Genomic DNA, 26120 nt, shown 5'->3' with positions numbered 1-26120 from the left:
TACTTTTCTCTATGATGCCCCCATTTGAGAATTTGCACCGTGCAAAACGGGAATTTGTCTGCCTTACTATGCCTTTTAGGCCTAAAGGGGGGAGGGTATGCACGATTTCGGGGGTAGTGCGTCGGTTGTACTACCTATACTTTGAATGTCAGGTACCGCACACTATTGACCCGAGGTTTTTCTATGTCACACCATTCTTCCACTCCCGTTAAAGTCGTTGTCACCGGCGCAGCAGGCAACATTGCGTACTCCCTGCTGTGGCGTATTGCCTCCGGCGACGTCTTCGGTGCGGATCAGCCGGTCGAGCTGACGCTGCTCGAGATCCCGGCAGCTGTCCGCGCGGCGGAGGGTACTGCGATGGAGCTGCACGACTCTGCCTTCCCGCTCGTGACTGGCATCAACGTTTCCGATGACCAGTTCAAGGCATTCGAGGGCGCAAACGCCGCGTTCCTGGTTGGCGCGAAGCCACGCGGTAAGGGTGAGTCCCGCGCGGACATGCTCACCGCGAACGGCAAGATCTTCGTCGAGCAGGGTAAGGCCATCAACGCTGGCGCTGCGGACGATATTCGGGTGCTTGTCGTGGGCAACCCGGCGAACACCAACGCGCGCATCGCTGCGAAGGCCGCGGCGGATGTCCCTGCCGAGCGCTTCAATGCCTTGATGCGACTGGACCAGAATCGCGCACTGTCCATGCTGGGCCAGAAGCTGGAGGTGCCGTCGTCGACAATTGAAAAGATGGTGGTGTGGGGCAACCACTCGGATACTCAGTTCCCGGATGTGACCTTCGCTGAGGTCGGCGGCGAGAAGATTGCCGACAAGCTGGACCGCGATTGGTACGTCGACGAGTTCATCCCGCGCGTTGCCAAGCGCGGTGGTGAAATCATCGAGGTTCGCGGTAAGTCCTCGGCGGCGTCCGCTGCTTCCGCGGCGGTTGACCACATGCGTGACTGGGTCAATGGCACCGACGGCAAGTGGACGACGGCAGCGCTGCCTTCCACCGGCCAGTACGGCGTCGAGGAGGGGCTGCTCTTCGGTTTCCCGGTGATTGGCCGTGATGGCAAGTGGGAGGTCGTCGAGGGGCTGGAGATCAGCGACTTCCAGCGCGAGCGCATCGACAAGAACGTCGAAGCGATGCGCGGCGAGTGGGAGATTGCGTCCAAGCTTTTCTAACCGGTCGCGCCTACCGGAGGTTGATGGCTAAGATAGTCAACCGTGACTGACGCGACTGAACATTTGGTAGGCAAGAACCGAGCCGATGCGCTCCCGAAGTCTTGGGAGCCCGGCGAACACGAGCAGGCTTTGTACGAGGGCTGGGTGGAGAAGGGATACTTCACCGCCGACGCTTCCTCGGACAAGCCTGCTTATTCTGTGGTGCTGCCCCCGCCGAATGTGACGGGCCAGCTGCACATGGGCCACGCCCTGGACCACACGCTCATTGATGTTATGGTGCGCCGCAAGCGCATGCAGGGCTACGAGGTGTTGTGGTTGCCGGGCATGGACCACGCGGGCATCGCTACGCAGACGAAGGTCGAGGCGAAGCTGAAGGCCGAGGAGGGCAAGGACCGCTACGACTATGGCCGCGAAGAGTTCGTGGACAAGGTATGGGAGTGGAAGCACCAGTACGGCGGCACCATCACCACGCAGATGCGGGCTATCGGTGACTCCGTGGATTGGTCGCGCGAGCGCTTCACGCTTGACGACGGCCTCTCGCGCGCAGTGCAGACGATCTTTAAGCAGCTGTACGACGCCGGAATGATCTACCGCGACTACCGCCTGGTGAACTGGTCGCCGGTGCTGGAGACCGCGGTGTCCGACATTGAGGTCGTTTATAAGGACGTTGAGGGCGAGTTCGTCTCCATCCGTTACGGCTCGCTCAACGACGACGAGCCACACCTGGTCGTTGCCACGACCCGTGTTGAGACCATGCTGGGCGACGTCGCCATTGCCGTCCACCCAGACGACGAGCGCTACACGGACCTGGTTGGCCAGGAGTTCGACCACCCGTTCCGCGATGACCTGAAGATTCAGGTGATCGCCGACGATTACGTCGATATGGAACTGGGCACCGGCGCGGTGAAGATCACGCCTGCACACGACCCGAACGACTACGAGATGGGCCTGCGCCACAACCTGGACATGCCGATCATCATGGACGAGACCGGCCACATCGCCGACACCGGCACCAAGTTCGACGGCATGAGCCGCGAAGAGGCTCGCGTCGCGGTGCGTGAGGCGCTGGCGGAGCAAGGGCGCATCGTCAAGGAGGTGCGCCCGTACGTGCACTCGGTGGGCCACTCGGAGCGCTCCGGTGAACCGATTGAGCCACGCCTGAGCCTGCAGTGGTTCGTCAAGGTTGAAGAGCTGGCGAAGATGTCCGGCGATGCGATCCGCAACGGCGATATGAAGATTCACCCGGCATCGATGGAGAAGCGCTACTTCGACTGGGTGGACAACATGCATGACTGGACGATTTCGCGCCAGCTGTGGTGGGGCCACCGCATCCCGATCTGGTACGGACCGAATGACGAAGTGGTCTGCGTCGGCCCTGACGAGGAGCCGCCGGCTGGCTACACCCAGGACCCGGACGTGTTGGATACCTGGTTCTCCTCTGCGCTGTGGCCGTTCTCGACGCTCGGCTGGCCTGAGAAGACGCCGGATCTGGAGAAGTTCTACCCGACGTCCGTGTTGGTCACCGCGTATGACATTTTGTTCTTCTGGGTTGCCCGCATGATGATGTTCGGCACCTTTGCTGGAAAGAACACCCCTGAGATCCTCGGCGAGGGGGTTGACGGCCGCCCGATCATCCCGTTCACGGACCTGTACCTGCACGGCCTGGTGCGCGACGAGAAGGGGCGCAAGATGTCGAAGTCCCTGGGCAACGGCATCGACCCAATGGATTGGGTCGAGCGCTACGGCGCTGACGCGCTGCGCTTCGCCCTTGCGCGCGGCGCGAACCCGGGCGTGGACTTGCCGATCGGTGAGGACAACGCCACGTCCGCGCGTAACTTTGCCACCAAGCTGTACAACGCGACCCGCTTCGCTCTGATGAACGGCGCAGCGGTTGGTCCGCTGCCGGCCCGCGAGGAGCTGACGGACGCCGACCGTTGGATCCTGGACCGTGCCGAGGAAGTCCGCGCGAAGGTCGACGCCTACTTGGACGACTACCAGTTCGCGAAGGCGAACGAGGATCTCTACCACTTCGCGTGGGATGAGCTGTGTGACTGGTACCTGGAGATCGCAAAGACCCAGATCCCGCGTGAGGGCGAGACCGCGCAGGGCCGTAACACGCAGATCGTGCTCGGCCGCGTGCTCGACGTGGTGCTGCGCCTGCTGCACCCGACGATGCCGTTCATCACCGAGGCCCTGTGGACCGCGTTGACGCAGCAGCCTTCGGTGACGCAGGCGCCGTGGCCGACTGCGGAGGACACCAATGGTGGCGTCGAAACGGATGATGTAGCGCGCCGCAGGATCCAGGATGCGATCAAGCTGATTACCGAGCTGCGTCGCTTCCGCGCTGACCAGGGTGTGAAGCCGAACCAGAAGGTGCCGGCGAAGCTTGACTTTGCCAAGGCGGACCTGGCTGGGCTGGAAAACGTTATCCGCGATATCGCGCGGGTGGAGACGCCTGCTGAGGGCTTTGCGGCGTCGGCAAGCATTGAGATGCGCCTGAGCCAGGCGACGCTCGACGTGGCGCTGGACACCTCCGGCACCGTCGACGTTGCGGCCGAGCGCAAGCGCCTGGAGAAGGAACTCGCGGCGGCGGAGAAGGAGCTCGATACCACTGGCCGTCAGCTTGGCAACGAGCAGTTCCTGGCGAACGCGCCGGAGCAGGTCGTTGAGAAGATCAAGGTGCGCCAGCAGGTTGCGAAGGAAGAGTTCGCACGTGTGACCGCGCGCCTGGCGCAGCTGCCGGAGGCGTAGATGGCCGACAATGCTGACCTGCCGGAACTTCCGGAGCTACCCGAGCAGTTCGATATCTCCGTCGAGGAGTCCGGGCTACGCCTGAACCTCGGTGCGCCGCAGGCGGAGGAGGCGGAAGACGTCGTCGCGCGCGAGGTCACGCCTGAAGACCTTGCAGCGTTGCGCGAAGTCCAGCAGCAGCTCGAGGAGCGCTGGGGCGAAACGCAGATCGATCCGACGCTCGAGCGCGTCGAGTACGTCATGGATCTGCTGGGTTCCCCGCAGCGTTCGTTCAAAGCGATTCACGTCGCGGGGACGAACGGGAAGACGTCGACAACCCGGATGATCGAGTCGCTGCTGCGTAGCCTCGGGCACCGGGTGGGGCGCACGACGAGCCCGCATCTGCAGTTGATCACCGAGCGCATCGGGATCGACGGCCAACCAATCCACCCCGCGGACTTTGTGCGCATTTACGAGGAAATTCAGCCGTACCTCGCGATGGCTGACGACCACTTCGGCCAGCCGCTGAGCTTCTTCGAAGCCATGGTGTGCATCGCCTACGCCGCGTTTGCCGACGCCCCGGTGGACATCGCCGTGGTGGAAGTCGGCATGGGTGGCCGCTGGGACGCAACCAACGTGATCGACGCGGACGTCAACGTGATCATGCCGATCGGCATCGACCACACGCAGTACCTCGGCGACACCATCGAGCAGATCGCGGGCGAGAAGGCCGGCATCATCACGAATCCGGACTCCGTCACGGTCATCGCCGACCAGCAGCCGGAGGCCATGCGCGTAGTGCTGGAGCAGACCGTCCAGGTCGGTAGCGCCGTCGCGCGCCTCGGCTCCGAGTTCGGCGTTGAGGAAGCCGGGGTGGCCGTCGGAGGCCAGCAGCTACGGCTGCGCGGGCTCGCCGGCAGCTACGACGACATCTTCCTGCCGCTGTCCGGCCCACACCAGGCCCGCAACGCGGCCGTCGCGCTCGCGGCGGTCGAGGCATTCCACGGTGCACACGCCGAGCACCCGCTCAACATCGAGGCGGTGCGGGAAGGCTTTGCGGCGGTCCGCTCTCCGGGCAGGCTCGAGCGAGTGCGCGCCACACCCACCACGTTTATCGACGCCACCCACAACCCACACGGCGCAACCGCCCTCGCGGAGGCGCTGCAGCACGACTTCGACTTCACCCGACTCATTGGCGTGCTGGGCATCCTCGGTGACAAGGACGCCGCTGGCATTTTCCAGGCGCTAGAGCCGGCGCTCACGGAAGTCGTGATTACGCAGAACTCCTCGCCACGCGCGATGGAGGCCGAAGACCTTGCCGAGATCGCCCGCTCCATCTTCGGCGATGAGCGCGTGCACGTGCAGCCGCACCTGCCGTCCGCCTACGAGCTGGCCGTTGAGCTTGCCGAGGACGCCCTTGCGGAAGTCGGCGTGCAGTCCGGCTCCGGTGTGATCATCACCGGCTCTGTCGTGACCGCGGGGGAGGCCCGCACCATGTTTGGAAAGGACCCAGAGTGAGCAGAGAAAAACGCCAACCGCCGATCAGCCCGCTCGGGCTCGGGCACGAGCCGGTCAAGGACCCAATCGCAGGACTGCGCGGAGTGCTCTCCGGCACGCTGATCATGGAATCGATCACCGTGCTGCTCATCCTGCTCGTGATTCTTAAAGTCGACGGTGGCGCCTACTGGACCACGTTCAACTGGGTGTACATCGTGGTCATCGGCGTCGCCCACGCGGTGATGGCGTTCGCGCAGAAGATTCCGGGCGCGATGTGGATTAACTTGGCCCTGCAGGTGCCGCTCATCTTTGGGTTCTTCGTGCACTGGTCGGTCACGGTGGTTGGCCTGATGTTCGGCCTGGTGTGGTTCTTCATCGTGAAGCTGCGCTCCGACATTGTGCAGCGCATGCGTGGCGGCTACCTGACCACGCAGCACCTGGACGCCGACTAGAGTTCGCGCCGCAGAATTTTCCCCGCCGCGTTGCGGGGGATGTGATCCGTGAAGGTGACTTCACGGATCTTTTTGTATCCGGCCACGCGCTCGGCAACCCACTCCATGATTTCCTCGCGGCTCAACGTAGCGCCGTCGGCGACGACGATGCAGGCGCGCGGGACCTCGCAATCGACACCGTGGGTGCGCACGATATGGCGGACGACGGCGGCGTCGGCAACCGCGGGGTGGGTGCGCAGCAGTGCCTCGAGCTCAGCGGGGGCGACGTGGAAGCCCTTGTACTTAATCACTTCTTTTGCCCGGTCGACGATGTAGACGGTGCCGTCCTCAGCCAGCGTGACGATATCCCCGGTGTGCAGCCACCCACCAGTGATCGTTGCCTGGGTTGCCTCAGGGTCGTTGCGGTAGCCCCGCATCACCTGCGGGCCCCGGATGAGCATCTCACCGGGTTCGCCGGGGGCGACGTCGTGGCCGTCGCGAAGGTCGATGATGCGGAACTGCGTGTTCGGCACCGCGAACCCAATCGAGCCCGGCTTCGACCTCCCAGCGATGCCCACGTGGGTCACCGGGGACGTCTCCGTGGTGCCGTAGCCCTGCAGGATCACCGTGCCGAGCCGCTGCTCAACGCTGTCCGCCAACGCAGCATCCAGCGGGGCGGCACCGCACACCATGAACCGGGAGTCCGCGAACGCCTCCGCGGTCGCCTCCGGGTGTCGTGAGAGCGCAAGCGCGATCGGCGGGGCAATAAAGCTCAGCTCAATACGGTGGCTTCGCTGCGCCTCAATGAATACGTTCAAGTCAAACGCCGCCATCGTGTGAATATGGTGGCGCGCGTAGAGCGACGACAGCAGCAGCGTGTTCAGCCCGTAGATGTGGGCGAACGGCAGCGGCGCCAGTGTCGGGGTGCCCGCGCCGATACCGCTTGCGCGCAGCGCGGCCGAAAACTGCAGCATGTTCGCGCACAGGTTGCGGTGGGTCAGCTCGACGGCCTTCGGCAAACCGGTGGTACCGGAGGAAAAGGCAACCGCGGCGATATCTTCCGGCCCGGCTGGGGAGGCGCTGCGCTCGGGTGGTTCGGTGGGGGCGATGGGGGCGTCGAGAAGAACTTTGGCCTCGGCGAGCGCGCAGAGGTGGTCACGTTCGGTCGCGGTGAGACTCGTCCCCAACAAGCTTGCCGACGCCCCCACCTGCACCAACGCGAGGAAAGTGACGGCGAAGTCGATGCCGTTGGGCAGCTGCACTGCGACGCAATCCCCGGGACCGATGCCGCGGCTGCGCAACGTGGCGGCGAGCGCCAGCACCTCCTGGTGAAGCTGCGCATAGGTCACGCTGCGCCCCGTCTCGACCTCCGTGAGCGCCGGCGCCGACGCATGCTCGCCGAGGTTGCCGAAGAGCAGATCGGTGATGGAGCGCGCTCGCGTGCCGACGTCCGGAATTGGCGGCAGGGGACTCTCATATGTCATGGAGCAAACTTTAATCACCCCCACATCAAGATGTTCGCACCCGGTGGTTGTTGTTTAGTAGGGTATGGAGACATGACTGAACGTACACTGATTTTGATTAAGCCAGACGGCGTTGCAAACGGCCACGTCGGAGAGATCATCTCCCGCATTGAGCGTAAGGGCCTCAAGCTGGTCGAGATGGACCTGCGCACCGCAGACCGCGAGACCGCAGAGAAGCACTACGCAGAGCACAAGGACAAGCCGTTCTTCGGTGAACTCGTTGACTTCATCACCTCTGCTCCGCTGGTAGCAGGCATCGTCGAGGGCGAGCGCGCTATCGAGGCTTGGCGCCAGCTCGCCGGCGGCACCGACCCGGTTGCCAAGGCAACCCCTGGTACTATCCGCGGCGACTTCGCCCTCACTGTCGGCGAGAACGTCGTCCACGGTTCCGACTCCCCAGAGTCCGCCGAGCGCGAGATCGCAATCTGGTTCCCGAACAAGTAAGAACCACGCTTCAATCGCCCATCCTGCTGTACATGGCAGGGTGGGCGGTTTTGTTGTGTTGGCAGCGATGCTGAAATAGGCGCAGTCGGCGTCGTGTGTCACAATGGAGGCAAGCTTTTTACAACTTTCTGTAGGAACGTGTGTCAGCCGTGTGGCAGCGGCAACGGCTTCGCGCCCGGTTGACGCAGCTTGCAGATGCAAAAATATAGGAGCACGTACGTGGCGAAAAAATCTCATACCGAAATTCAGGACTTTGATCGATCAACCCTGAAAGACAAAATGCGGGTGTTCCAGCTCGCGAAGGCGTTGGGGGTGGCGTCGAAGGACGTTGTCGTCGCGCTGACTGAGTTGGGAATTACAAAGGTTGCGCAGTCCTCGGTTACTCGGGAGGAAGCCGAGAAGGTCATCGATGCGCTGCAGCAGCCCGCGGATAAGGCTGAGGCGAAGAAGTCGAAGGATAGCAGCGACGAAAAGATCCGCGAGCGGGTGCGCAAGGACGTAGAAAACGAAATCCACCAGATCGAGGAGAAAGTCGACGCCACCTTCGAGGTCGCCGACGAGCCGGAGCCGGAACCAACACCAGAGCCGGAACCAGAACCGGAGCCCGAACAAGAGCCGGAGCCCGATCCTGAAGAGGAAGCAACGGTCGAATACGCGCCGATCTTCAAGGCGCCGACGCGTCCAAAGCGCCGCCGAGCAGTGCGCACCTCCGAACCGAAGGAAGCGGATGAGGATGCCGCACCGAAGGGTGAAGTTGAGGAGCCCAAGGAGGAAGAACCTAAGGTCGAGGTTATTGACGAGCCGAAGGGGATCAGCGGTTCCGCCCGTCTGGAGGCGCAGCGTCGTCGGCGGAGTGAGCGTCGAGAAGCGGAGCGCCAGCGCTCCCGTATTGTTTCTGAGGCGGAATTCCTTGCGCGGCGCGAGTCGGTGCACCGCACGATGGTGGTGCGCGAGCGCGACCGCAACGACGGCCCAGGCCGCATCACGCAGGTAGCGGTCCTGGAAGACGGGCTGCTTGCGGAGCACTTTGTGTCCACGGACGATAACGCGTCGATCATCGGCAATATTTACATGGGCCGTGTCCAGAACGTGCTGCCGGGCATGGAAGCGGCGTTCATCGACATCGGAACCGGGCGCAACGCGGTGCTCTACGCCAGCGAGGTTGACTGGAAGGCTGCGAAGCTTGGCGGAAAGAAGCGCAGGATTGAGCACGCACTGAAGTCCGGCGACCAGGTGATGGTGCAGGTCTCGAAGGATATTAACGGGCACAAGGGTGCTCGCCTGACAACGCACATTTCGCTGGCCGGACGTTTCCTCGTGTACGTGCCGGGTGGCCGTAACGCTGGGATCTCCCGCAAGCTGCCCGTCACCGAACGCAAGCGCCTCAAGGGCATCCTCAACGAGGTTGTGCCTGGCAAGGGTGGGGCGATTATTCGTACGGCTGCCGAGGGCATGTCGAAGGAAGCGATTGCTGAGGACGTCCAGCGCCTGCACAAACAGTGGGAAATGGTGCAGGAAAAGGCAGAAGCCGCGAAGAACGGGAAGGGCTCGCGCCCGGTGCTGCTCTACGAAGAGCCGCGCCTGATCGTCCGCGTCGTCCGCGACGTCTTCAACGAGGACTTCTCTGAGTTGATCATCGACGGCAAGAAGTCCTACAACATTGCGCACGCTTACCTGCAGTCCGTCGCGCCTGACCTGTTGGACCGCGTGACCAAGTTTGACCGCTCCGAACACGACGGTGCCGACGCCTTTGCGGAGCATCGCATCGACGAGCAGGTCCAGAAGGCGCTTGCCCGCGTGGTGTGGCTGCCGTCGGGCGGCACGCTCGTTATTGAGCGCACCGAGGCCATGACGGTGATTGACGTCAACACCGGCAAATTCACTGGCTCCGGCGGCAACCTCGAGGAGACGGTCACCGCGAACAATTTGGAGGCCGCGGAGGAAGTCGTCCGCCAGCTGCGCCTGCGCGACATCGGCGGCATGGTGGTCATCGACTTCATTGACATGATCCTGGATGAAAACAAGGAGCTGGTGCTGCGTCGCCTGAAGGAAACGCTGGGCCGTGATCGCTCCCGCCACCAGGTCTCCGAGGTCACCTCGCTCGGCCTGGTGCAGCTGACCCGCAAGAAGCTCGGCGATGGTCTGCTTGAGACCTACTCCAAGCCGTGCGAGTGCTGTGGTGGCCGCGGTGTGATCATCACCGAGGAGCCTGTAGAGCACGCGACGTACAACCCGGAGGAAGACGACCTGCAGCACCGCGGTGGCCGCGGCAAGCGTCGCGGGAAGTCGAACGGCGAGCGTTCCAACAAGAAAGCGGAGGAGAAGCGCCGCAGCAAGCTGGACGAAAAGGCTATCGACGAGCTGGTCGGCTCGGTTGTGTCCGAAGACAATGAAGCACACGAGGACAACGACGAGCCGAAGCCGCCTACAGTAGGTGAATCCTCCAAGCGCGAGTCCGGTTCGCGCCGCCGTGGACGTCGAGGCACGAGCCGCGGGCGTGGGCGCGCGCAGGAACAGGACAAGCCACAGGACAAACCGCAGGAGCAGGCTCAGGAGAAAGGCAAGTCCGAGCAGACGTACGAGGAGGCCGTCGACGCCTTCGAGCGCTCCCCGCGCCGGAAGCGAGCGACCCGCGGTAACTCCCGTTCGGACCACAAGCCAAAGCGCGAAGATTTCGAACGCCAGGAGCACGTTAAGGAACCTGTGAAGGAAGCTCCACGCGAGGAAGCGCAAGAGCAGCCGAAGGCGAAGGTGACGGAGTCTCCTCGCCGGCGCGGGCGTCGGCGCGCAGTGCGCAAGACGTCCCAGCCGCAGCAGCAGGAGCAGCCGAAGGCGAAGGAAACGAAGCAGAAGGCAACCAAGCCTGCGACGAAGAAACAGGAGTCGAAGGCGAGTGCGCGGCGCAGGCGGCGACGCGCGACACGCCGAACCTCTTCCAAATAGAGGAGCAGTGGGGTGCGGTTTGATAATCGCACCCGCTTCTGTGTAGTATTTGACAGTCGCTGTTTTGGGCTGTGAAGCCGCGCCGTTTACGCATGCAGGCACGGTGGAACGCGAAAGGCCACAAAGCGCTAGAGAACTGTACCAACTGTCTTCTGTGCATGCGGGGAGACACAACGAGTTTAGATAAGGGGTAACCCTCTATGTACGCGATCGTCAAGACTGGCGGCAAGCAGTACAAGGTTGCCGAAGGCGACCTAGTCAAGGTCGAGAAGATCGAGGGTGAAGCGGGCGACAAGGTTGCCCTCACCCCGGTTCTGCTCGTCGATGGCGCGGATGTCACCGCAGGCCCTGATGCTTTGTCCAAGGTTTCTGTTGAGGCTGAGATTGTCGAGCACGGCAAAGGCAAGAAGGTCGACATTCTGAAGTACAAGAACAAGACCGGCTACAAGGTCCGCCAGGGCCACCGTCAGCCACAGACAACCATCAAGATCACTGGTATCAAGTAAGACTTCCATCTAAGGAGATTCAGACATGGCACACAAGAAGGGTGCATCCAGCTCCACGAACGGTCGTGACTCAGAGTCGAAGCGCCTCGGTGTGAAGCGTTTCGGTGGTCAGCAGGTAAAGGCGGGCGAGATCCTCGTTCGTCAGCGCGGCACCAAGTTCCACCCAGGCGACAACGTCGGCCGCGGTGGCGACGACACGCTGTTCGCACTGGCAGCTGGCGCAGTCCAGTTCGGCATTAAGCGCAACCGTCGCATCGTCAACATCGTCCCAGCGGACGGCGAAGGCGTTTCGGCAGAGGTGCTCGAGGCTGCAGAGGCAGCTGGCGTCGCACAGGAAACTGCGTAACCCGTAGCAATACTTGAAACACCGCACACCCCGACCGGGTGCGCGGTGTTTTTCTTTCCCACAACCCGGTACCCTCCACTACTAGAACTCTTTTGCAAGGAAGGCGGAACTAATGGCCCAATTTGTTGACCGCGCGGTGCTGCACCTCCAGGCCGGTGACGGCGGACATGGCTGTGTCTCTGTCCACCGCGAAAAATTCAAACCCCTCGGCGGGCCGGATGGTGGCAACGGCGGCCACGGCGGCGATATCGTGCTGGAGGTATCCAACCAGGTGCACACGCTGTTGGACTTCCAGTACCGCCCGCACGTTAAGGCGAAGCGCGGCGGCAATGGCGAGGGTGATCACCGAAACGGCGCCCGCGGAGAGGACCTTATCTTGGAGGTCCCAGTTGGAACCGTTGTGCGTAGTGAGGACGGGGAAATCCTCGCCGACCTGACGGTGCCGGGTACTCGTTTCCTTGCGGCTGAAGGCGGCTTCGGTGGGTTGGGCAACGCGGCTCTTGCCACCGCGAAGCGGAAGGCCCCGGGCTTCGCGCTCAAGGGTGAGCCTGGCGAAGCACACGACTTGATCCTCGAGCTGAAGTCCATGGCGGATGTGGGGCTAGTGGGGTTCCCGTCGGCGGGGAAGTCCTCGCTGATTTCGGTGCTTTCGGCCGCGAAGCCGAAGATCGCGGATTACCCCTTTACGACGCTCGCTCCGAACCTTGGCGTGGTCAACGTCGGCGACGATACGTACACTATCGCGGACGTGCCCGGCCTGATCCCTGGCGCGAGCCAGGGCAAGGGCCTGGGTCTGGACTTCCTGCGCCACATCGAGCGCACCGCGGTGCTCGCGCACATCGTGGACGTGGCCACGATGGAGCCGGGGCGCGATCCGATCTCTGACATTGAGGCGCTCGAGCACGAGCTTGACTCCTACGCCGACCAGCTTGACCTGGACTCTGGTCTCGGTGACCTGCGTGAGCGCCCTCGCATCGTTGTGCTGAACAAGATGGACGTGCCGGAGGCCCGGGAGCTCGCGGAGTTCTTGGAGGACGACATCAAGGAAAAGTTCGGCTGGGATGTATACATGATCTCCACCGCGACCCGCGAGGGCCTTGACCCGCTGAAGTGGGCGCTGTGGAACATCGTGGAGCGTGCCAGGAAGCGTCGCGTGAAAGCCGAGAAGGCAACTCCTACGGAGGTGCTGCGACCGAAGGCGGTTGCGCCAAGGCGCCGTGGGCACGCGCAGGAGGGCGGCATCGAAGTTGTTCCTGACCCGATGTGGCCGGGCGGCTGGCTGGTCACTGGCGAGAAGGCGGAGCGCTGGATTCGCCAGACCGACTTCGAAAACGACGAGGCGGTCGGCTACCTCTCGGACCGCCTGAACAAGGCCGGCGTGGAGGACCAGTTGCGCAAGATCGGCGCGAAGGAGGGTGACACCGTCACCATCGGCGAGATCTCGTTTGATTGGGAGCCATCGCGAGCGGGTGACCCAACCATGGCGGGACGTGGCCAGGACGCCCGACTCTACGACACCACGCGCGCGTCCGCATCGGAGCGCAAGCGCGCGTCCCAGGCGCGCCGCGGCCTTATCGACGAGTTCGATTTCGGCGACGGGGAGACAGCCGACCGGGAACGTTGGCAGGGTTAGCGCTACACTGAGCTGCTATGAACGCAGCAACAACTACGGAGGCGCAGCTTCGCGAGCACATTGCTGGTGCGAAGCGGGTCGTCGTCAAGCTTGGTACCTCCTCACTGGTCAATGAGGATTCCTCGGTGAGCAGGGTCAAGATTGACCGCCTCGTTGATGCGCTGGTGGACCGCATGGATGCGGGCACCGACGTCGTGGTGGTGTCCTCCGGCGCGATCGCGGCGGGCATGAGCCCTCTGGGGCTGCGAACGCGCCCGCGCGACCTTGCGACGAAGCAGGCCGCCGCGGCCGTGGGGCAGGTGCACCTCGCGCAGGAGTGGGGTGCTTCCTTTGCTCGGCATGGCCGCACGGTGGGCCAGGTGCTGCTGACGCAGGCCGATGCCGGCGTGCGGGAGCGCGCGCGGAACGCCCAGCGCACGATCGACAGGCTGCGGCAGCTGGGCACTGTGCCGATCGTGAACGAGAACGACACGGTGGCGACCTCCGAGATGCGCTTCGGCGATAACGACAGGCTCTCGGCGATTGTGGCGACGCTCATCGGAGCCGATGCGCTCGTGTTGCTTTCAGACGTCGACGGCCTCTACGACCGCAACCCGGCCGACCCGAGCGCGCGCTTTGTCTCTGAGGTCCGCACCGGCGCTGACCTCGAGGGCGTCGTGGCCGGTGACGGTGGTGCGCTCGGGACCGGGGGGATGGCGGCGAAGGTGTCGGCGGCGCGGCTCGCAGCCCGCGGCGGAGTGCCAGTGCTGCTGACCAGCGCGACCAAAATCTCGCAGGCGCTGCAGGACGCAAGCTGCGGAACCGTATTCCACACCCGTGAGCAGTCAACGCTTAGGGCATGGAAATTCTGGGCGCTCTACGCCGCGGACGCTGAAGGCGTGCTGCGCCTGGATAAAGGCGCCGTGCAGGCCGTCACCAGTGGGGGCACGAGCTTACTCGCGGTGGGTATCACCGACATCGAGGGGGACTTCCACGCCGGTGACATCGTGGAGATCCTGGGGCCCGATTCGGAAGCCGTCGGGCGCGGCGAGGTTGCGTATGATGCCGCGGAGCTTGCCGGCATGCTGGGCAAGCACACGGATGAGCTGCCGGAAGGGCAGCGCAAACCCGTCGTGCACGCCGACTATTTATCAAATTTCGCCACCCGTCTGTAAATACACGCTAGGTTGGGGTGCATGAAATTTGCATTCTTACCGAAACCTTGGGACGCAGTCGTCGATGACCTGACAGATCACGGCCACACGTTTGTGGACCTCGACGAGTCTCCAGACGTGTTGGTGTTTCGCGGGAATCCGGAAGATTTCCCAGAGGAATTACCGCCGAGCGTGAAGCTTGTGCAGGTGGCGTATGCGGGCGTCGAAAAGCTGGTAGAGGCAGGGGTGCTCGATGTCGATGTGCCGGTGGCTAATGCCGCCGGGATATACGACGACACTGTGGCCGAGGCGGCACTGGCGCTGCTGTTGGGGGTGCTGCACCGGCACAAGGCGGTGACGCCGCAGTGGAACGACAGGCAGCTCAACGAGGAGACGGACTACCTGTTCGACAACAAGAAGGTCGCGGTGATTGGGGCGGGTGGCATCGGTAAGATGCTGATCCGCTTCCTCGAGCCGTTCGGGCCGGAGATTATTGCGGTGAACCGCTCCGGCAACCCGGTGCCGGGGGCCAAACGCACCGTGGCGATGTCCGAGGCGCAGGATGTGTGGTCGGAGGCGGACTACTTCGTGCTCATCGCGCCACTGACGAAGCAGACGCACCACCTCGTCAACGCGGAGGTGCTGCGCGCGATGAAGCCGAACGCGGTGGTGGTCAACGTTGGCCGTGGCCCACTGATTGATACGGAGGCGCTGACCAAGGCCCTGCAGGATGGCACGATTGCTGGCGCTGGCCTGGACGTGACGGACCCTGAGCCGCTGCCGGAGGATCACCCGCTGTGGCAGATGGACCGCTGCCTGATTACCCCGCACACCGCGAACATCCCGCGCTACATGCAAGCGCGCGTGGGTGAACTGACACGCCGAAACTGGGAGGCACTGCAAGAGGGCCGCCCGTTGCCGACGCAGATTGATGTGGAGGAAGGATACTAATGACGACTATCGAAGCTCAGGTACTGCAGTTGGCGAAGGCTGCGAAGCAGGTGGCGCCGGTGATCGCGACGCTACCGACCGTCCGCAAAAACGCTGTGCTGCAGCACGCGGCGCAGGCGCTGGAAGCACGTACTGCGGAGATTCTGCAGGCCAACGCCCGCGACATCGAGGAAGGCCGCGCGGCTGGCATGGACGAAGCGTTGGTAGACAGGCTCGCGCTGGATGAGCAACGCATCGCGGGCATCGCGGACGGACTGCGTCAGGTCGCGAGCCTCCACGACCCAGTTGGGGATGTGGTGCGCGGCGGCACGATGTACAACGGGATCCGGATGCGCCAGGTTCGCGTGCCGCTCGGCGTGATGGGCATGGTCTACGAGGCCCGCCCGAACGTCACGGTCGATGCGTTTGGCCTGGCGCTGAAGTCAGGCAACGTGGCACTGCTGCGTGGTTCGAAGTCGGCGGCGCATTCGAACGCGGCGCTGGTCGCGGTGCTGCAGGACGTGCTGGCGAAGGAGGGGCTGCCAACCGAGGCGGTCCAGCTGCTGCCGAGCGACTCGCACGACTCCGTCACCGCGCTCATCACGGCACGCGGCCTCGTCGATGTGGTCATTCCGCGCGGCAGCGCCCGGCTTATCGACGCCGTCGTTACCCAAGCAACCGTGCCAACCATCGAGACCGGCACTGGCAACTGCCACGTATACGTGGATGCTTCAGCGGACATTCAGCAGGCGACCGACATTGTCGTCAATGGCAAGACGCGCCGGGTGTCGGTGTGCAACGCGACCGAAACGGTGCTGCTTGACGCGGCGTTGCCGGATGCGGACAAGCTGGCCGTCGTAAAGGCACTGCAGGACGCCGACGTGACCGTCCACGGGGACCCGGCAGCACTTGGTGCGTTCGGGGCTTGCGACGTAGTCGAGGCCGACGAGCACGATTGGGCGGAGGAGTACCTTTCGATGGACGTTGCCGTCGGTGTCGTCGACGGCGTTGAGGAGGCCGCGAAGCACATCGCACGCTACTCCTCGGGGCACACGGAAGCCGTGGTCGCCACTGATGCGCGCGTGCTGCAGTACTTCGCGGACCACGTGGATTCGGCAGCCATCATGCTCAATGCCTCGACCGCGTTTACGGATGGCGAGCAATACGGCATGGGTGCAGAGATCGGGATCTCTACCCAGAAACTGCACGCACGTGGACCAATGGCGCTGCCTGAACTGACAAGCACGAAGTGGATCCTGGAGGGCAGCGGGCAGACTCGAAGTTAGGAAAATGGTGTGGGCGGGCTACACTAATGCGCAGTTTCTTCACACCCGGAGTCCGGGGTGTGACTCATCCATAGAGAAGGTGCATAGTGTTCCGCAAAATGCGTACGTTTTTCCGTCGTCGGCTACCCGTGACTGCAGTTGCGTTCGTCGCAGCAGCAGCTGCGGTGGTTACCCCCGTGCTGCCGACGGAGGAAGCGACCGCCCAGCAGCGGTGCCCTTCGGTCGCGGTAATCGCTGCACGCGGCTCCGGTCAGAATAACCAGATTTACCGAACACGCTATGCCGGGGAAGCCCCGTGGACTTCGAATGGTTGGGAGGGGGAGACCATTCGCGCTTTCCTTCGCTATTCGGAGTCGCGCTACCGTGCCACTCACGGCGGGAACTCCCTGATGAAAGACGTGGAAGTCCTCGGTATGGAGCCGCGCTACTACCCAGCGATTTACCCGGATTATGATATCCCTTCCGTTGCAGCACCCGCGACGCTGCTGCAGGCGCTGGGTTTGGCTATCCAGTACGCGGTGCCGTTGTTTACGATGGCGCGACAGGCTGGCACGGACTTTATGGACTCCGTCAACATTGGGCGCACTGGCGTGATGGCGCTGGTGAACGACTACGAACGCGCGAGCGGGTGCCATCCGAAGTACGTGCTGTCCGGCTACTCACAGGGCGCGATGATCCTGCTGGAGCACGAGCGTGAGCTGGCACGCCGCGGCAAGCTAGCGGGCGTTGTCTACTTTGGCAACCCGATGACTGCCGCGCGTGATGCTGGCACGGTGGGCGTGGCAAACGGCGGTGCAGGCGGCATGCTTGGCTTCCTGCCGTTTAACACCCGCACCGCGGGTGCGACCCGCAACAAGGTCAACTACTGCTTGCCGCTGGACGCAGTGTGCGATCTTTCCGTCCAGGTCCTGCGGGCCGCTGCCCCGACGGGCGGTACCCACGGCCAGTACTTCCTGCGGTGGAACCGTTGGGATGACCAGGTGGCAGACTCTTTTGGCCGCTTTGTTGATCAGGTTCGGTACCGCTAAGAGTTGAAGGAAGGACAAGGACACAGTCATGGTTTCGTGGAAGCGGGCAGCGTGTAGCGCTCTTGTAACAGCGACGCTGTTGACCAGTGGGGTGTCGGTTGCGCAGGCTCAGGAGACTGAAGCAGGCGTGGCGGTGCCGACGCCCTCACGCGGGGTATACATCCAGTCGCAGAAGTGCCAGTTCCGGACGGATGGCAAGGGCAACGTACTTGTCGACGCCAACGGGCAGCGCATCCCAGTGCTTGACGAGCATGGCAAGCCGGTGTGTGAAGACCTCAACGCCAGCTCGATGTCATCGATGAAGCAGCGACCAGATTCATCCGCAGAAGGCAAGGAGAAGTTGCCGTGGTGGGGCATTCTGCTCATTGTGCTTGGCTCAATTGTTGGCGTGGGGCTTACAGCGTTCTGGCTCGCTTTCGAGCAGGCGAACGTCTGGATCGGGTAAGCACGTGGCAGAGGCCGTAGCAGCATCATTGCGCGACGCCCGACGAGTGGGCGTCATGGGCGGTACTTTCGACCCGATCCACAACGGCCACCTCGTGGCCGCGAGCGAGGTCGCCGACCGTTTTGACCTTGACGAGGTCGTGTTTGTGCCGACGGGTCAGCCCTGGCAGAAGGCGGATCGGCAGATCACCGACTCTGAAGATCGCTACCTCATGACGGTCATCGCGACTGCCTCGAATCCGAGGTTCTCGGTCTCTCGGGTAGACATTGACAGAGAGGGGCCGACCTACACCCTGGACACGCTGCGGGATTTGCGTGCCCTGTTGCCGCAGGCGGAACTGTTCTTTATCACGGGTGCGGATGCTTTGGCGTCGATAATGTCGTGGCGCGATTGGGACCTGATGTTTGACCTGGCACAGTTTGTCGGCGTGACGCGCCCCGGCTACGAGCTGAGCGAGGCCTTCTTGCCCGAAGACGTGCAGGAGCAGGTGCATTTGATTGAGATTCCTGCGATGGCGATCTCGTCCACGGGGTGCCGCGAGCGCGCCAAAGAAGGCCGCCCGGTGTGGTACCTGGTGCCAGATGGCGTGGTGCAGTACATTGCGAAAAACGACCTATATCGTTCAAGTGGCGAACAGCGCCCTTAGCGTGGGACAATAGGCGCGTTACTGCTATTTTTCATTACTGACGAAGGACTGAGTACTTGACTGCTCTGCAGATCTCTCTTGATCAGGCCGCGATCGCCGCGAAGGCCGCCGACGAAAAGCTCGGCGAGAACATCGGCGTCATCGATGTGTCGAACGTGATCGGCATTACCGATATTTTTGTGATTGTCTCCGCGGACAACGAACGCAAGGTAAACGCGATCGTCCAGGAGATTGAGGACGACATGACCGACGCCGGCTTCGAGCCGAAGCGCCGCGAGGGCGTTCGCGAAAACCGCTGGGTGCTGCTGGACTACGGCAACATCGTGGTGCACGTGCAGCGCAGCCCGGAGCGCGACTTCTACGGCCTGGACCGCCTGTACGCAGACTGCCCGGCAATGAGCGTGGAGGGCCTACCAGCCTACGAACGCCCTGGTGCGTTCGCGGACGGCGAGAGTGTGCGTTCGGCGCAGCAGATTGAAGACCTTCCGTTGGCGGGCGATGCCCCTGAGGACGAGGACGAGTTCTAACACCATGGCGCGACGACTCATCTTGCTGCGACACGGCCAAACCACGTATAACGCCACGTCGAGGATGCAGGGGCAACTCGACACGGAGTTGTCGGAAGAGGGGAGGCAGCAGGCGCGAAACATTGCGCCGGTGTTGACAGAAATGGGCGTCGCCAAGATTGTGGCTTCGGACCTGAGCAGGGCTGCAGTCACGGCGCAGATCGTCGCGGAGCACCTCGAGCTGCCGGTGACGTATGATGCGCGCCTGCGCGAGACGCACCTCGGGCAGTGGCAGGGCAAGACACACGCCGAGGTCGATGGTGCCGACGGCAGCGTTCGCGCCCACTGGCGCAATACCCCAACGTGGGCGCCGCCGGAAGGCGAGAGCCGGATTGACGTCGCGCAACGGGCACGCCCGGTTGTTGACGAGTTGATGGAGCACTTCGACGAGTGGGATGACGCGGCGGTGCTGCTTGTCGCCCACGGAGGTACGATCGCGGCGCTGACGTCGAGCCTGCTAGACCTGGAGATCTCGCAGTACCCGATGATGAAGAGCCTGCGTAACGCGAACTTTGCGCAGCTGCAGGCGTTGCCGCGCTACGGCGAGCCGGACACTGGCGTGCAGTGGTACCTCGAGGCGTGGAACCAGGGGTTGACGGTCTAGATGGCGGTACGGGTTGTTGTTGATTCCTCGGCGGGTTTGCCAGCTGATATTGCCAGTGAGCTCGACATTACGGTGCTCCCGCTGCACGTCATGGAACAGTCTGAGGACGACGAGGTGTCGACGAGCGGGCTGTCCGCAGTCGAGCTCGCCGCCGCGTACGGGCGCCAGATCGAGCGCTCTGGGGACGATGGCGTGGTAGCCCTACACCTGTCGAAGCACTTTTCTTCCACCTGGTCCGCGGCGGTTTCTGCTTCGGGGGTGTTTCCGGGGAACGTGCGGGTGCTCGACACCAGTACCGTTGGTATGGCGGTCGGGGCGGCAGCGATGGCGGCGGCGACCGTCGCGCGCGAGGGGGCGAGCCTCGACGAGGTAGAAGCGATGGCCTCGTCCACGCTGAAGCGCTCGGAGACGTGGTGCTACCTGCACCAGCTGGACTGGTTGCGCAAGTCTGGCAGGATTTCCACGGGGACTGCGGTGTTGTCGGCGGCGTTGCTGGCAACGAAGCCGATTCTGCGGATGCACAACGGCAAGCTCGAGTTAGCAGGCAAGACTCGCACCCAGACGAAGGCGTTTTCCAAGCTCACGGAGCTTGTTTTGGAGCGTGCGGATTCCCAGCCGGTGTTTGCTGCGGTGCAGCATGCGGACGCGGAAGAGTCCGCGCAGCAGCTGGCGGGCATGCTTGATGAGGTGCTGCCGCGGCACTCGCGGGTGCTGGTGGAGCCAATGGTCGATGTGCTTGCTGCGCACACCGGGCCCGGCGCGATCGGGCTGTCGGTCGTGTTTGGTTCGCGCACGTAGCGGCGCTGTCAAGGGGGTTGGCTGCGGCTGTGGAGAAGTAGCCTGCACGGGGTGTGCGGTTTGGGGGTTGTCCACAGCGGGTTTGCTTGGTCTGTTGGGGCGAGAACGCCGGTTTTAGCCTGTGGTTATGCAGGTCATTGAACGGATTCAAGAGCTTACGCGCCCGACTGGTGAGGAGGCGCTGCTGCAGGTGAAGTACCCGACTCCTCGCGTGCACGTTCCGGTGAAGCCGGCGGCCGCGGTGATGGGGGTTGTGATGAGCCTACTGGTGCTGTGGGCGGTGGTGCAGGTCCGCGGCCCGGACGTTGCGGAGGAGGACGCACCTGTTTGGGAAAACGTTGCTACTGCGACCGATGTGCCGGAGCGCGTGGTGGTTGCGGTGGTGGGGGAGGTGGCAAATCCTGGGCTGGTGACGCTGAACCAGGGTTCCCGCGTGGCGGATGCGCTGGATATTGCGCAGCCGCTCGACCACGCGGACTTGCTGCAGTTGAACCTCGCTCAAGTGCTTGTCGACGGCCAACAGCTCCACGTCGTCGCAATCGGTGAAGGCCCTGCCGTGCCGGGTGGGGATGGTGGTGGTGCTGTGGAGGCGACAGGTCAGATTTCGCTCAACGGGGCGTCGGCCGCGGAGCTGGTCACGCTGCCCGGGGTGGGGGAGGCGACCGCGGCGGCGATTATCGCGCACAGGGAGGCGAACGGTCCGTTCCAGAAGGTCGAGGATCTGATGCAGGTCAAGGGGATTGGCCCTGCGAAGTTTGAGGCGATTGCGCCGCTGGTGGGGCTGTAAGCGGTGCAGGAGCTTCGGCTGGTGCCCACAGCGCTGTGCGTCTGGATAGCGACGATCATGACTGTTGCCCTCGCGCCGTGGGCCGGGTTCGCGGTGGTTGTCGCGGCGGTGGTGCTGTGCGGGTGTGCGCGTGCGGTGGGCCAGGCGGTGCTGGCCGGTTCCGGTGGCGTGGCGGCCGTCGTGGTGGCCTGGGTCCGCATCGCGGTGGCGCGGGCGGGGACGTTGCGCCTGCCGGTGGAGGCCACCGTGACGGCTGCCCCAAAGGAGCTTGCCTCTGGCGGGATGCTGGTACGCGTGCGCGCCGGGAGCGGTGGCGCGGAGCTGCCGGTGTTCGTCCGCGGCGGCGTCCCCGATGGGGTGGTCAGTGGTGCGACGGTGCGGGTGGACGGCACCGTGTCGGAGTCTTCGCGGGCGGGCGTGAACCCGTGGGCGGTAAATGGCACGGTCGAGCCGTTGGCCGGGCCGACGGGGGCAACCGGGTGGGCGCAGCACGTGCGGGCGACGTTCGCCGATGCGGTGCGCGAGCACGTCGGGGAACACTCGCAGGGCCTCATCCCGGGCATGGTGCTGGGCGATACCTCGATGCAGGGGGCGTCGGAGCAGCAGGCGTACATCGCTACCGGGCTATCGCACCTCTCGGCGGTATCGGGTTCGAACGTTGCCATCGTGACGACGTTCGCCGTGGTAGTAGCTGCAGCGCTGCGCATCGGGCTCTATGGCAGGCTCGTTGCAGCGGGTGCTGCGTTGGCGGTTTTCGCCTTGCTCGTTGGGCCGGAGCCGAGCGTGCTGCGGGCATCGGTGATGGGGCTGGTGGGGCTCGTCGCGGTCGTCTCATCGAGCCAGACGGAGGTCATTCACGCGTTGTGCCTGGCGGTGATTGCGCTCATTTTCTTCGATACCGACCTGGCGCTGCACTACGGGTTTGCGCTGTCGGTGGCTGCGACCGTCGGCATCGTGGTGCTCTTCCCGCTGTTCTACAGGGCGCTCGCACCGACGGCGTTGCCGGACATCCTCGTACGCGCCGTCGCGGTCGCCATCGCCGCAGACGTTGCGACGATGCCGCTCGTGGCCGCGATGGCGGGCCAGGTCTCGCTGGTCTCTGTTGGCGCGAACGTGCTGGTGGCCCCCGTCACGCCCCTGGTGACGGTGCTCGGGCTGTGCGCGGTGATGCTGGCGGTGCTGCCGGGAGGTCTTGAGGCGATCGTGCTGTGGGTGATCTCCCCGCTGACCTGGTGGGTCCACACCGTGGCTGAACGTGGAGCGGCGCTGCCCGCCGCGACAGTCGCTGCGAACCCGGTGACGGTGCTTATCGGCTATGGGTGGGTGGTCGCCGTGCTGTTGCTTGTGCCGTGGCGCCGCCGGACATTGGCGCTGTGCCTGACCTGCGCGGTGGTAGCAAGCGTTTGTATCGCGTGGCCACGAGGCACCGTTGTGGATCCCGCGACGCTCCGCAGCCACGTCGTGGCCACCAAAGACGACATCCTTCCCATCCCGTCAGGCACCGAGCTCGTCGTGGTACTCGAGGAAGGCAGCGCACCCAAGCGCCCGGCAGCAACCCCGGACGGCATCCCCGTCATCTTCCCCAACCGGGGAGCAGTGCCCGTCCTCTACGCAGATGGGAGGCAACAGCTACGCTAAGAAGCATGCTCAACCCAGTGCACCTGGTCCTCGGGGAAGACGAGTTCCTCGCCGAACGCGCCACCAAAGCCATCATTGCCCAGCTCAGCCCAGCTGCGGAGCGCACCACCCTGCGCGCAGGCGACGTCACCGAAGGCGAGCTGGCCATGGCAACGAGCCCGTCACTGTTCGCCGAGGAACGCATCGTGCTGATCAAGAACACCGAGCTGGCAGGCAAGGAACCGCTCGAGATCCTGCTGCGCGCCTGCGTGGACCCGGCGCCCGGTATGACGCTGATCATCGAGCACTCCGGAGGTGGGCGTCAAAAAGCCTATGTGAAGAAGTTCGAGAAGATCGCCGAGGTCCACCGCGCGAACCCGCTGCGCGACCGCGACCGACACTCGTGGCTCACCCAGGAGTTTAGGCGCTACGGGCAGCGCCCAACCCCGGACACTGTCGCTGCGCTGCTCGAATCCGTCGGTTCTGACCTGCGGGAACTCGCCAGCGCGGTGAGCCAGCTCGTGGCGGACACCGACGGGGAAGTCGACGTAAACGCTGTGCGCAACTACTACACGGGCGTGGCGGAAGTCGCGGGCTTCGACATCGCAGAGCAGGCCATCGCCGGGCGCGCCGACCGCGCGCTCGCCTCCACACGCCGGGCACTGCAGCTCGGCACGAGTCCGGTGGCGATCGCGGCGGCGCTCGCGCACAAGGTCGGGGACATCGCCAAGCTGTACGGGGTGCGGGGTAACCCGGACCAGCTCGCGCGAACGGTCGGGATGCACCCCTTTGTGGTGAAGAAGACCATGAACGTTGCGCGCCAGTGGTCGGGTGATGCGGTGTCGCAAGCCGTCATCATCGTCGCTGAGCTGGAGTCTACGGTGAAGGGCAATGGCGGGGAGCCGGAGTACGCGGTGGAAGAAGCAGTCCGCAGGATTGCCCAACTCGCGTGATAGCGTAAGAAAACTATGACGCAGCAACCAAACGAGATCCCCGAAGACGTCCAAGCCTTCGCCGCCCGCCTCTTCCAGATGGCGCGTGACGGCGAGGCAACCCTGCTCGATTACGTTGACCAGGGCGTCGACGTCAATCTGGCGAACCAGGACGGAAACTCGTTGTTGATGCTCGCCAGCTACTCCGGGCACCTCGCCCTGACCGAAGGGCTCATCGCGCGCGGCGCAGACGTCAACGCGCTGAACGCGCGCGGGCAAAGCCCGCTGGCAGGGGCGATCTTCAAGAAGGAAGACGATATCGCCCGCGCACTTATCAACGCGGGTGCCGACGCCACCATCGGCACCCCAAACGCCATCGACACAGCGAGCATGTTCGGTCGCGAGGACCTCATCGACCTGCTTCAGGGCACGCAGCGGTGATCGCGCCGGCAGATCTCGCGGTCATTGTCGGTCTGAACTTGGTCGGTGCGGCCGCGCCTGGGCCCGACGTCATCCTGGTGACGCGTACCGCGACGCGCTCGCGGCCGCACGCGTGGGCAACGACGTGCGGAATCCAGCTCGGTGTGCTGTGGTGGTGCTCGCTGACCGTGTTCGGTGCGGCGGCGCTGCTGACCGCCGTGCCGCGCGCGCTGCAGGTAGTGCAGGTGATCGGCGGAGCGTATCTGGTATGGATGGGTATCAACGCGGTGCGCCAGGGTTGGCGCGACCGGCACAACCCACCCCTTTCCCTCGAGGAAGCAGAGCAGAGGCTCGGTAGCCTGCGAGCCAGCTTTGTTCGGGGACTTTCGACGAACCTGGCGAACCCGAAAATCGTGCTGGCGTTGTCCGCCATGATTGCGCCACTGCTGCCAGCCAGTCCGTCGTGGGCAACGCAGATTGTGGTGATCCTGTCGCTGTGGGCCAGCTCGTTCATCCTGTTCGGCGTGCTCACGCAGGTGGTGTCTACGAACCGGGTGCGGCGCAAATTACTAGCCGCCGGGCCCGCAATCGATATGGGCTCCGGCGGCTTCTTCTGCGTTGTTGGCGCGCTCCTCGTGGTGCGTGGTCTGCTTAGCGCAGGCTGAGCAGGAAGTCCACGGTGGCGGTACTTGCAGATGGATCCGTGAACCACGTGTGGCCGCCACCTTCGACGCGCTGCAGCTCAGTTCGAGCGCCACAGGCAGGGCTCAACGTGGTGACATTGCCCAGGCGGGTCTCGGTGGCGGAGCCCGCGATGCAGCCGTTCTTGTCCATGAACAGGTTGAACACGTCGTTGACCGAGCGGAACGTGGCTCCGTGGCGGGTGCCGCCGTCGTAGCCGACGACGTTGTCGTTGGTGCCGTGCATGATGAGCGTCGGCACGGAACCGCTCTTGCAGCCCTCGACGGTCGGGTTGTAATAGGCGCCCGCCACAGAGGCGATACCGTTGACAAGCTCAGGGGCGTGGCAGGCAAGCGAGGCCACCATGCCGCCACCGTTGGAAAGTCCGACGGCGCTCACGCGGTTGCGGTCGGCGCCGAAGTTCTCGACGAGGTCGTCGATAATCGCGCGGGTGTATGCAATGTCCTCGCGCGTCGACGTGCGGGCGTACGGCGCACCCGCCCAGGCCTGGGACTCGCCCTCGGCGTAGACGACGATGGCGCGACCGGCTGCCGCGGACTCGAGGTGGGCGTAGCCCTGCATCTGGTCGGCGGTGTGCTGCCACCCGCCGTAGCCAATGATGACGGGGTAGGACTTTCCTTCCTCATAGCCCGAGGGCAACACCACATTGTAGGAGCGCGACAGGCCATCAGCGTTGACGGTGCGGCGCTCCTGGGAACCGCGGCGGCCCGGCTCGTGCGAGGAGCCGATCGTGCCGGTGACCGGGCCCAAAATCACAATGGCCGCGACAAGGCCGACGAGCAGCGCCAGCCGGTCCAACCGAATGTTTTGCGGGTTCAACATCTTCTGGAGCTGACGCAAGTCAGGCATCTGCTGCGCCTGAGCGGTAGGGGTGACGGCGGACTGCTCAGGGGCCACCGCGACGGCGCCCAACGTCAGAGTTGTAGCTGTTACTGCTGCGCAAAGCGCACGACGATAGTTCTTCACAAATTCAGTATCGTAGAGCAGATCCAGCAATGTTACG

General features: G+C 64.0%; 25 protein-coding genes. 23 read left to right on the top strand and 2 right to left on the bottom strand.

Annotated elements, in window-relative coordinates:
• Window positions 1–183 precede the first annotated feature (183 nt).
• Genes KBP54_RS08555 through KBP54_RS08540 form a run of 4 tightly spaced genes read left to right on the top strand, consistent with a single transcriptional unit; the run spans window position 184 to window position 5849 of the window.
• On the top strand, window positions 184–1170 hold the full coding sequence (locus KBP54_RS08555) for a malate dehydrogenase (RefSeq protein ID WP_070362033.1): 987 nt from the start codon (window positions 184–186) through the stop codon (window positions 1168–1170).
• Between the two features lie 42 nt (window positions 1171–1212).
• Window positions 1213–3921 carry a valine--tRNA ligase gene (locus tag KBP54_RS08550; RefSeq protein WP_256005385.1) on the top strand — a complete coding sequence of 903 codons (2709 nt, stop codon included), beginning with the start codon at window positions 1213–1215 and terminating at the stop codon, window positions 3919–3921.
• Window positions 3922–5418 carry a bifunctional tetrahydrofolate synthase/dihydrofolate synthase gene (gene folC, locus KBP54_RS08545; protein WP_070362035.1) on the top strand — a complete coding sequence of 499 codons (1497 nt, stop codon included), beginning with the start codon at window positions 3922–3924 and terminating at the stop codon, window positions 5416–5418. It begins immediately after the preceding gene.
• The gene (locus tag KBP54_RS08540; protein WP_070362036.1) at window positions 5415–5849 is read left to right on the top strand and encodes a DUF4233 domain-containing protein; all 435 of its coding nucleotides are present in this window, start codon (window positions 5415–5417) and stop codon (window positions 5847–5849) included. Before folC ends, KBP54_RS08540 begins: the two co-directional genes overlap by 4 nt.
• On the opposite strand, the gene KBP54_RS08535 is transcribed toward KBP54_RS08540, so the two are convergent.
• Window positions 5846–7312 (bottom strand): AMP-binding protein, encoded by a 1467-nt coding sequence (locus tag KBP54_RS08535; protein WP_256000912.1) that lies wholly within the window; start codon window positions 7310–7312, stop codon window positions 5846–5848. The two genes, KBP54_RS08540 and KBP54_RS08535, sit on opposite strands and share 4 nt — an antisense overlap.
• Before the next feature lie 72 nt (window positions 7313–7384).
• On the opposite strand from KBP54_RS08535, the gene ndk reads away from it, so the two are divergent.
• The 19 genes from ndk (at window position 7385) to KBP54_RS08440 (ending at window position 25080) form a co-directional block, all read left to right on the top strand.
• Window positions 7385–7795, top strand: coding sequence for a nucleoside-diphosphate kinase (gene ndk, locus KBP54_RS08530; RefSeq protein ID WP_070478404.1), 411 nt, complete (start codon window positions 7385–7387; stop codon window positions 7793–7795).
• 279 nt (window positions 7796–8074) lie between these two features.
• Window positions 8075–10738, top strand: a complete 2664-nt coding sequence (locus tag KBP54_RS08525; RefSeq protein WP_418904466.1) for a translation initiation factor IF-2 N-terminal domain-containing protein — start codon at window positions 8075–8077, stop codon at window positions 10736–10738.
• A 200-nt stretch (window positions 10739–10938) separates the two neighbouring features.
• Entirely contained in the window at window positions 10939–11244 is a 306-nt protein-coding gene (gene rplU / locus KBP54_RS08520; RefSeq protein WP_070362040.1) for a 50S ribosomal protein L21, read from the top strand.
• Window positions 11245–11269: 25 nt separating this feature from the next.
• Window positions 11270–11590, top strand: coding sequence for a 50S ribosomal protein L27 (rpmA, locus tag KBP54_RS08515; protein WP_070362041.1), 321 nt, complete (start codon window positions 11270–11272; stop codon window positions 11588–11590).
• 112 nt (window positions 11591–11702) lie between these two features.
• The gene (obgE, locus tag KBP54_RS08510; protein WP_070362042.1) at window positions 11703–13223 is read left to right on the top strand and encodes a GTPase ObgE; all 1521 of its coding nucleotides are present in this window, start codon (window positions 11703–11705) and stop codon (window positions 13221–13223) included.
• 17 nt (window positions 13224–13240) lie between these two features.
• A complete protein-coding gene (proB, locus tag KBP54_RS08505) occupies window positions 13241–14377 on the top strand; it encodes a glutamate 5-kinase (protein ID WP_071573551.1) in 1137 nt (378 codons plus the stop codon).
• A 21-nt stretch (window positions 14378–14398) separates the two neighbouring features.
• Window positions 14399–15307 carry a D-isomer specific 2-hydroxyacid dehydrogenase family protein gene (locus tag KBP54_RS08500; protein WP_070478395.1) on the top strand — a complete coding sequence of 303 codons (909 nt, stop codon included), beginning with the start codon at window positions 14399–14401 and terminating at the stop codon, window positions 15305–15307.
• Window positions 15307–16572, top strand: a complete 1266-nt coding sequence (locus KBP54_RS08495; protein ID WP_071573550.1) for a glutamate-5-semialdehyde dehydrogenase — start codon at window positions 15307–15309, stop codon at window positions 16570–16572. The genes KBP54_RS08500 and KBP54_RS08495 overlap by 1 nt, the downstream gene beginning before the upstream one ends.
• A gap of 98 nt (window positions 16573–16670) precedes the next feature.
• The gene (locus KBP54_RS08490; protein WP_256005382.1) at window positions 16671–17600 is read left to right on the top strand and encodes a cutinase family protein; all 930 of its coding nucleotides are present in this window, start codon (window positions 16671–16673) and stop codon (window positions 17598–17600) included.
• A gap of 28 nt (window positions 17601–17628) precedes the next feature.
• Complete coding sequence (locus KBP54_RS08485; protein WP_070975217.1) at window positions 17629–18045, top strand: hypothetical protein; 417 nt, start codon at window positions 17629–17631, stop codon at window positions 18043–18045.
• A 4-nt stretch (window positions 18046–18049) separates the two neighbouring features.
• Window positions 18050–18691 (top strand): nicotinate-nucleotide adenylyltransferase, encoded by a 642-nt coding sequence (nadD, locus tag KBP54_RS08480; protein ID WP_256000919.1) that lies wholly within the window; start codon window positions 18050–18052, stop codon window positions 18689–18691.
• Between the two features lie 56 nt (window positions 18692–18747).
• Window positions 18748–19218, top strand: a complete 471-nt coding sequence (rsfS, locus tag KBP54_RS08475; protein ID WP_256005380.1) for a ribosome silencing factor — start codon at window positions 18748–18750, stop codon at window positions 19216–19218.
• 4 nt (window positions 19219–19222) lie between these two features.
• Complete coding sequence (locus KBP54_RS08470; protein WP_070478388.1) at window positions 19223–19861, top strand: histidine phosphatase family protein; 639 nt, start codon at window positions 19223–19225, stop codon at window positions 19859–19861.
• Window positions 19862–20659: a DegV family protein gene (locus tag KBP54_RS08465; protein ID WP_256005378.1), complete on the top strand. Its 798-nt coding sequence runs from the start codon at window positions 19862–19864 to the stop codon at window positions 20657–20659.
• Window positions 20660–20786: 127 nt separating this feature from the next.
• Entirely contained in the window at window positions 20787–21446 is a 660-nt protein-coding gene (locus tag KBP54_RS08460) for a ComEA family DNA-binding protein (protein WP_256005377.1), read from the top strand.
• A gap of 57 nt (window positions 21447–21503) precedes the next feature.
• Window positions 21504–23084 carry a ComEC/Rec2 family competence protein gene (locus KBP54_RS08455; RefSeq protein ID WP_256005375.1) on the top strand — a complete coding sequence of 527 codons (1581 nt, stop codon included), beginning with the start codon at window positions 21504–21506 and terminating at the stop codon, window positions 23082–23084.
• A gap of 5 nt (window positions 23085–23089) precedes the next feature.
• Complete coding sequence (holA, locus tag KBP54_RS08450; RefSeq protein ID WP_070362053.1) at window positions 23090–24016, top strand: DNA polymerase III subunit delta; 927 nt, start codon at window positions 23090–23092, stop codon at window positions 24014–24016.
• Between the two features lie 15 nt (window positions 24017–24031).
• Complete coding sequence (locus tag KBP54_RS08445) at window positions 24032–24436, top strand: ankyrin repeat domain-containing protein (RefSeq protein ID WP_256005373.1); 405 nt, start codon at window positions 24032–24034, stop codon at window positions 24434–24436.
• On the top strand, window positions 24436–25080 hold the full coding sequence (locus KBP54_RS08440; RefSeq protein WP_256006642.1) for a LysE family translocator: 645 nt from the start codon (window positions 24436–24438) through the stop codon (window positions 25078–25080). Before KBP54_RS08445 ends, KBP54_RS08440 begins: the two co-directional genes overlap by 1 nt.
• On the opposite strand, the gene KBP54_RS08435 is transcribed toward KBP54_RS08440, so the two are convergent.
• Complete coding sequence (locus tag KBP54_RS08435) at window positions 25067–26083, bottom strand: CE1 family esterase (RefSeq protein WP_256005371.1); 1017 nt, start codon at window positions 26081–26083, stop codon at window positions 25067–25069. The genes KBP54_RS08440 and KBP54_RS08435 overlap by 14 nt on opposite strands.
• Window positions 26084–26120 lie beyond the last annotated feature (37 nt).

This window comes from Corynebacterium pseudogenitalium, assembly GCF_024453815.1.
In the GTDB taxonomy this organism is placed as follows: Bacteria; Actinomycetota; Actinomycetes; order Mycobacteriales; family Mycobacteriaceae; genus Corynebacterium; species Corynebacterium pseudogenitalium.
Note: the sequence above shows the minus strand (reverse complement) of the source record. Positions and strands in the feature narration are given on the sequence as shown.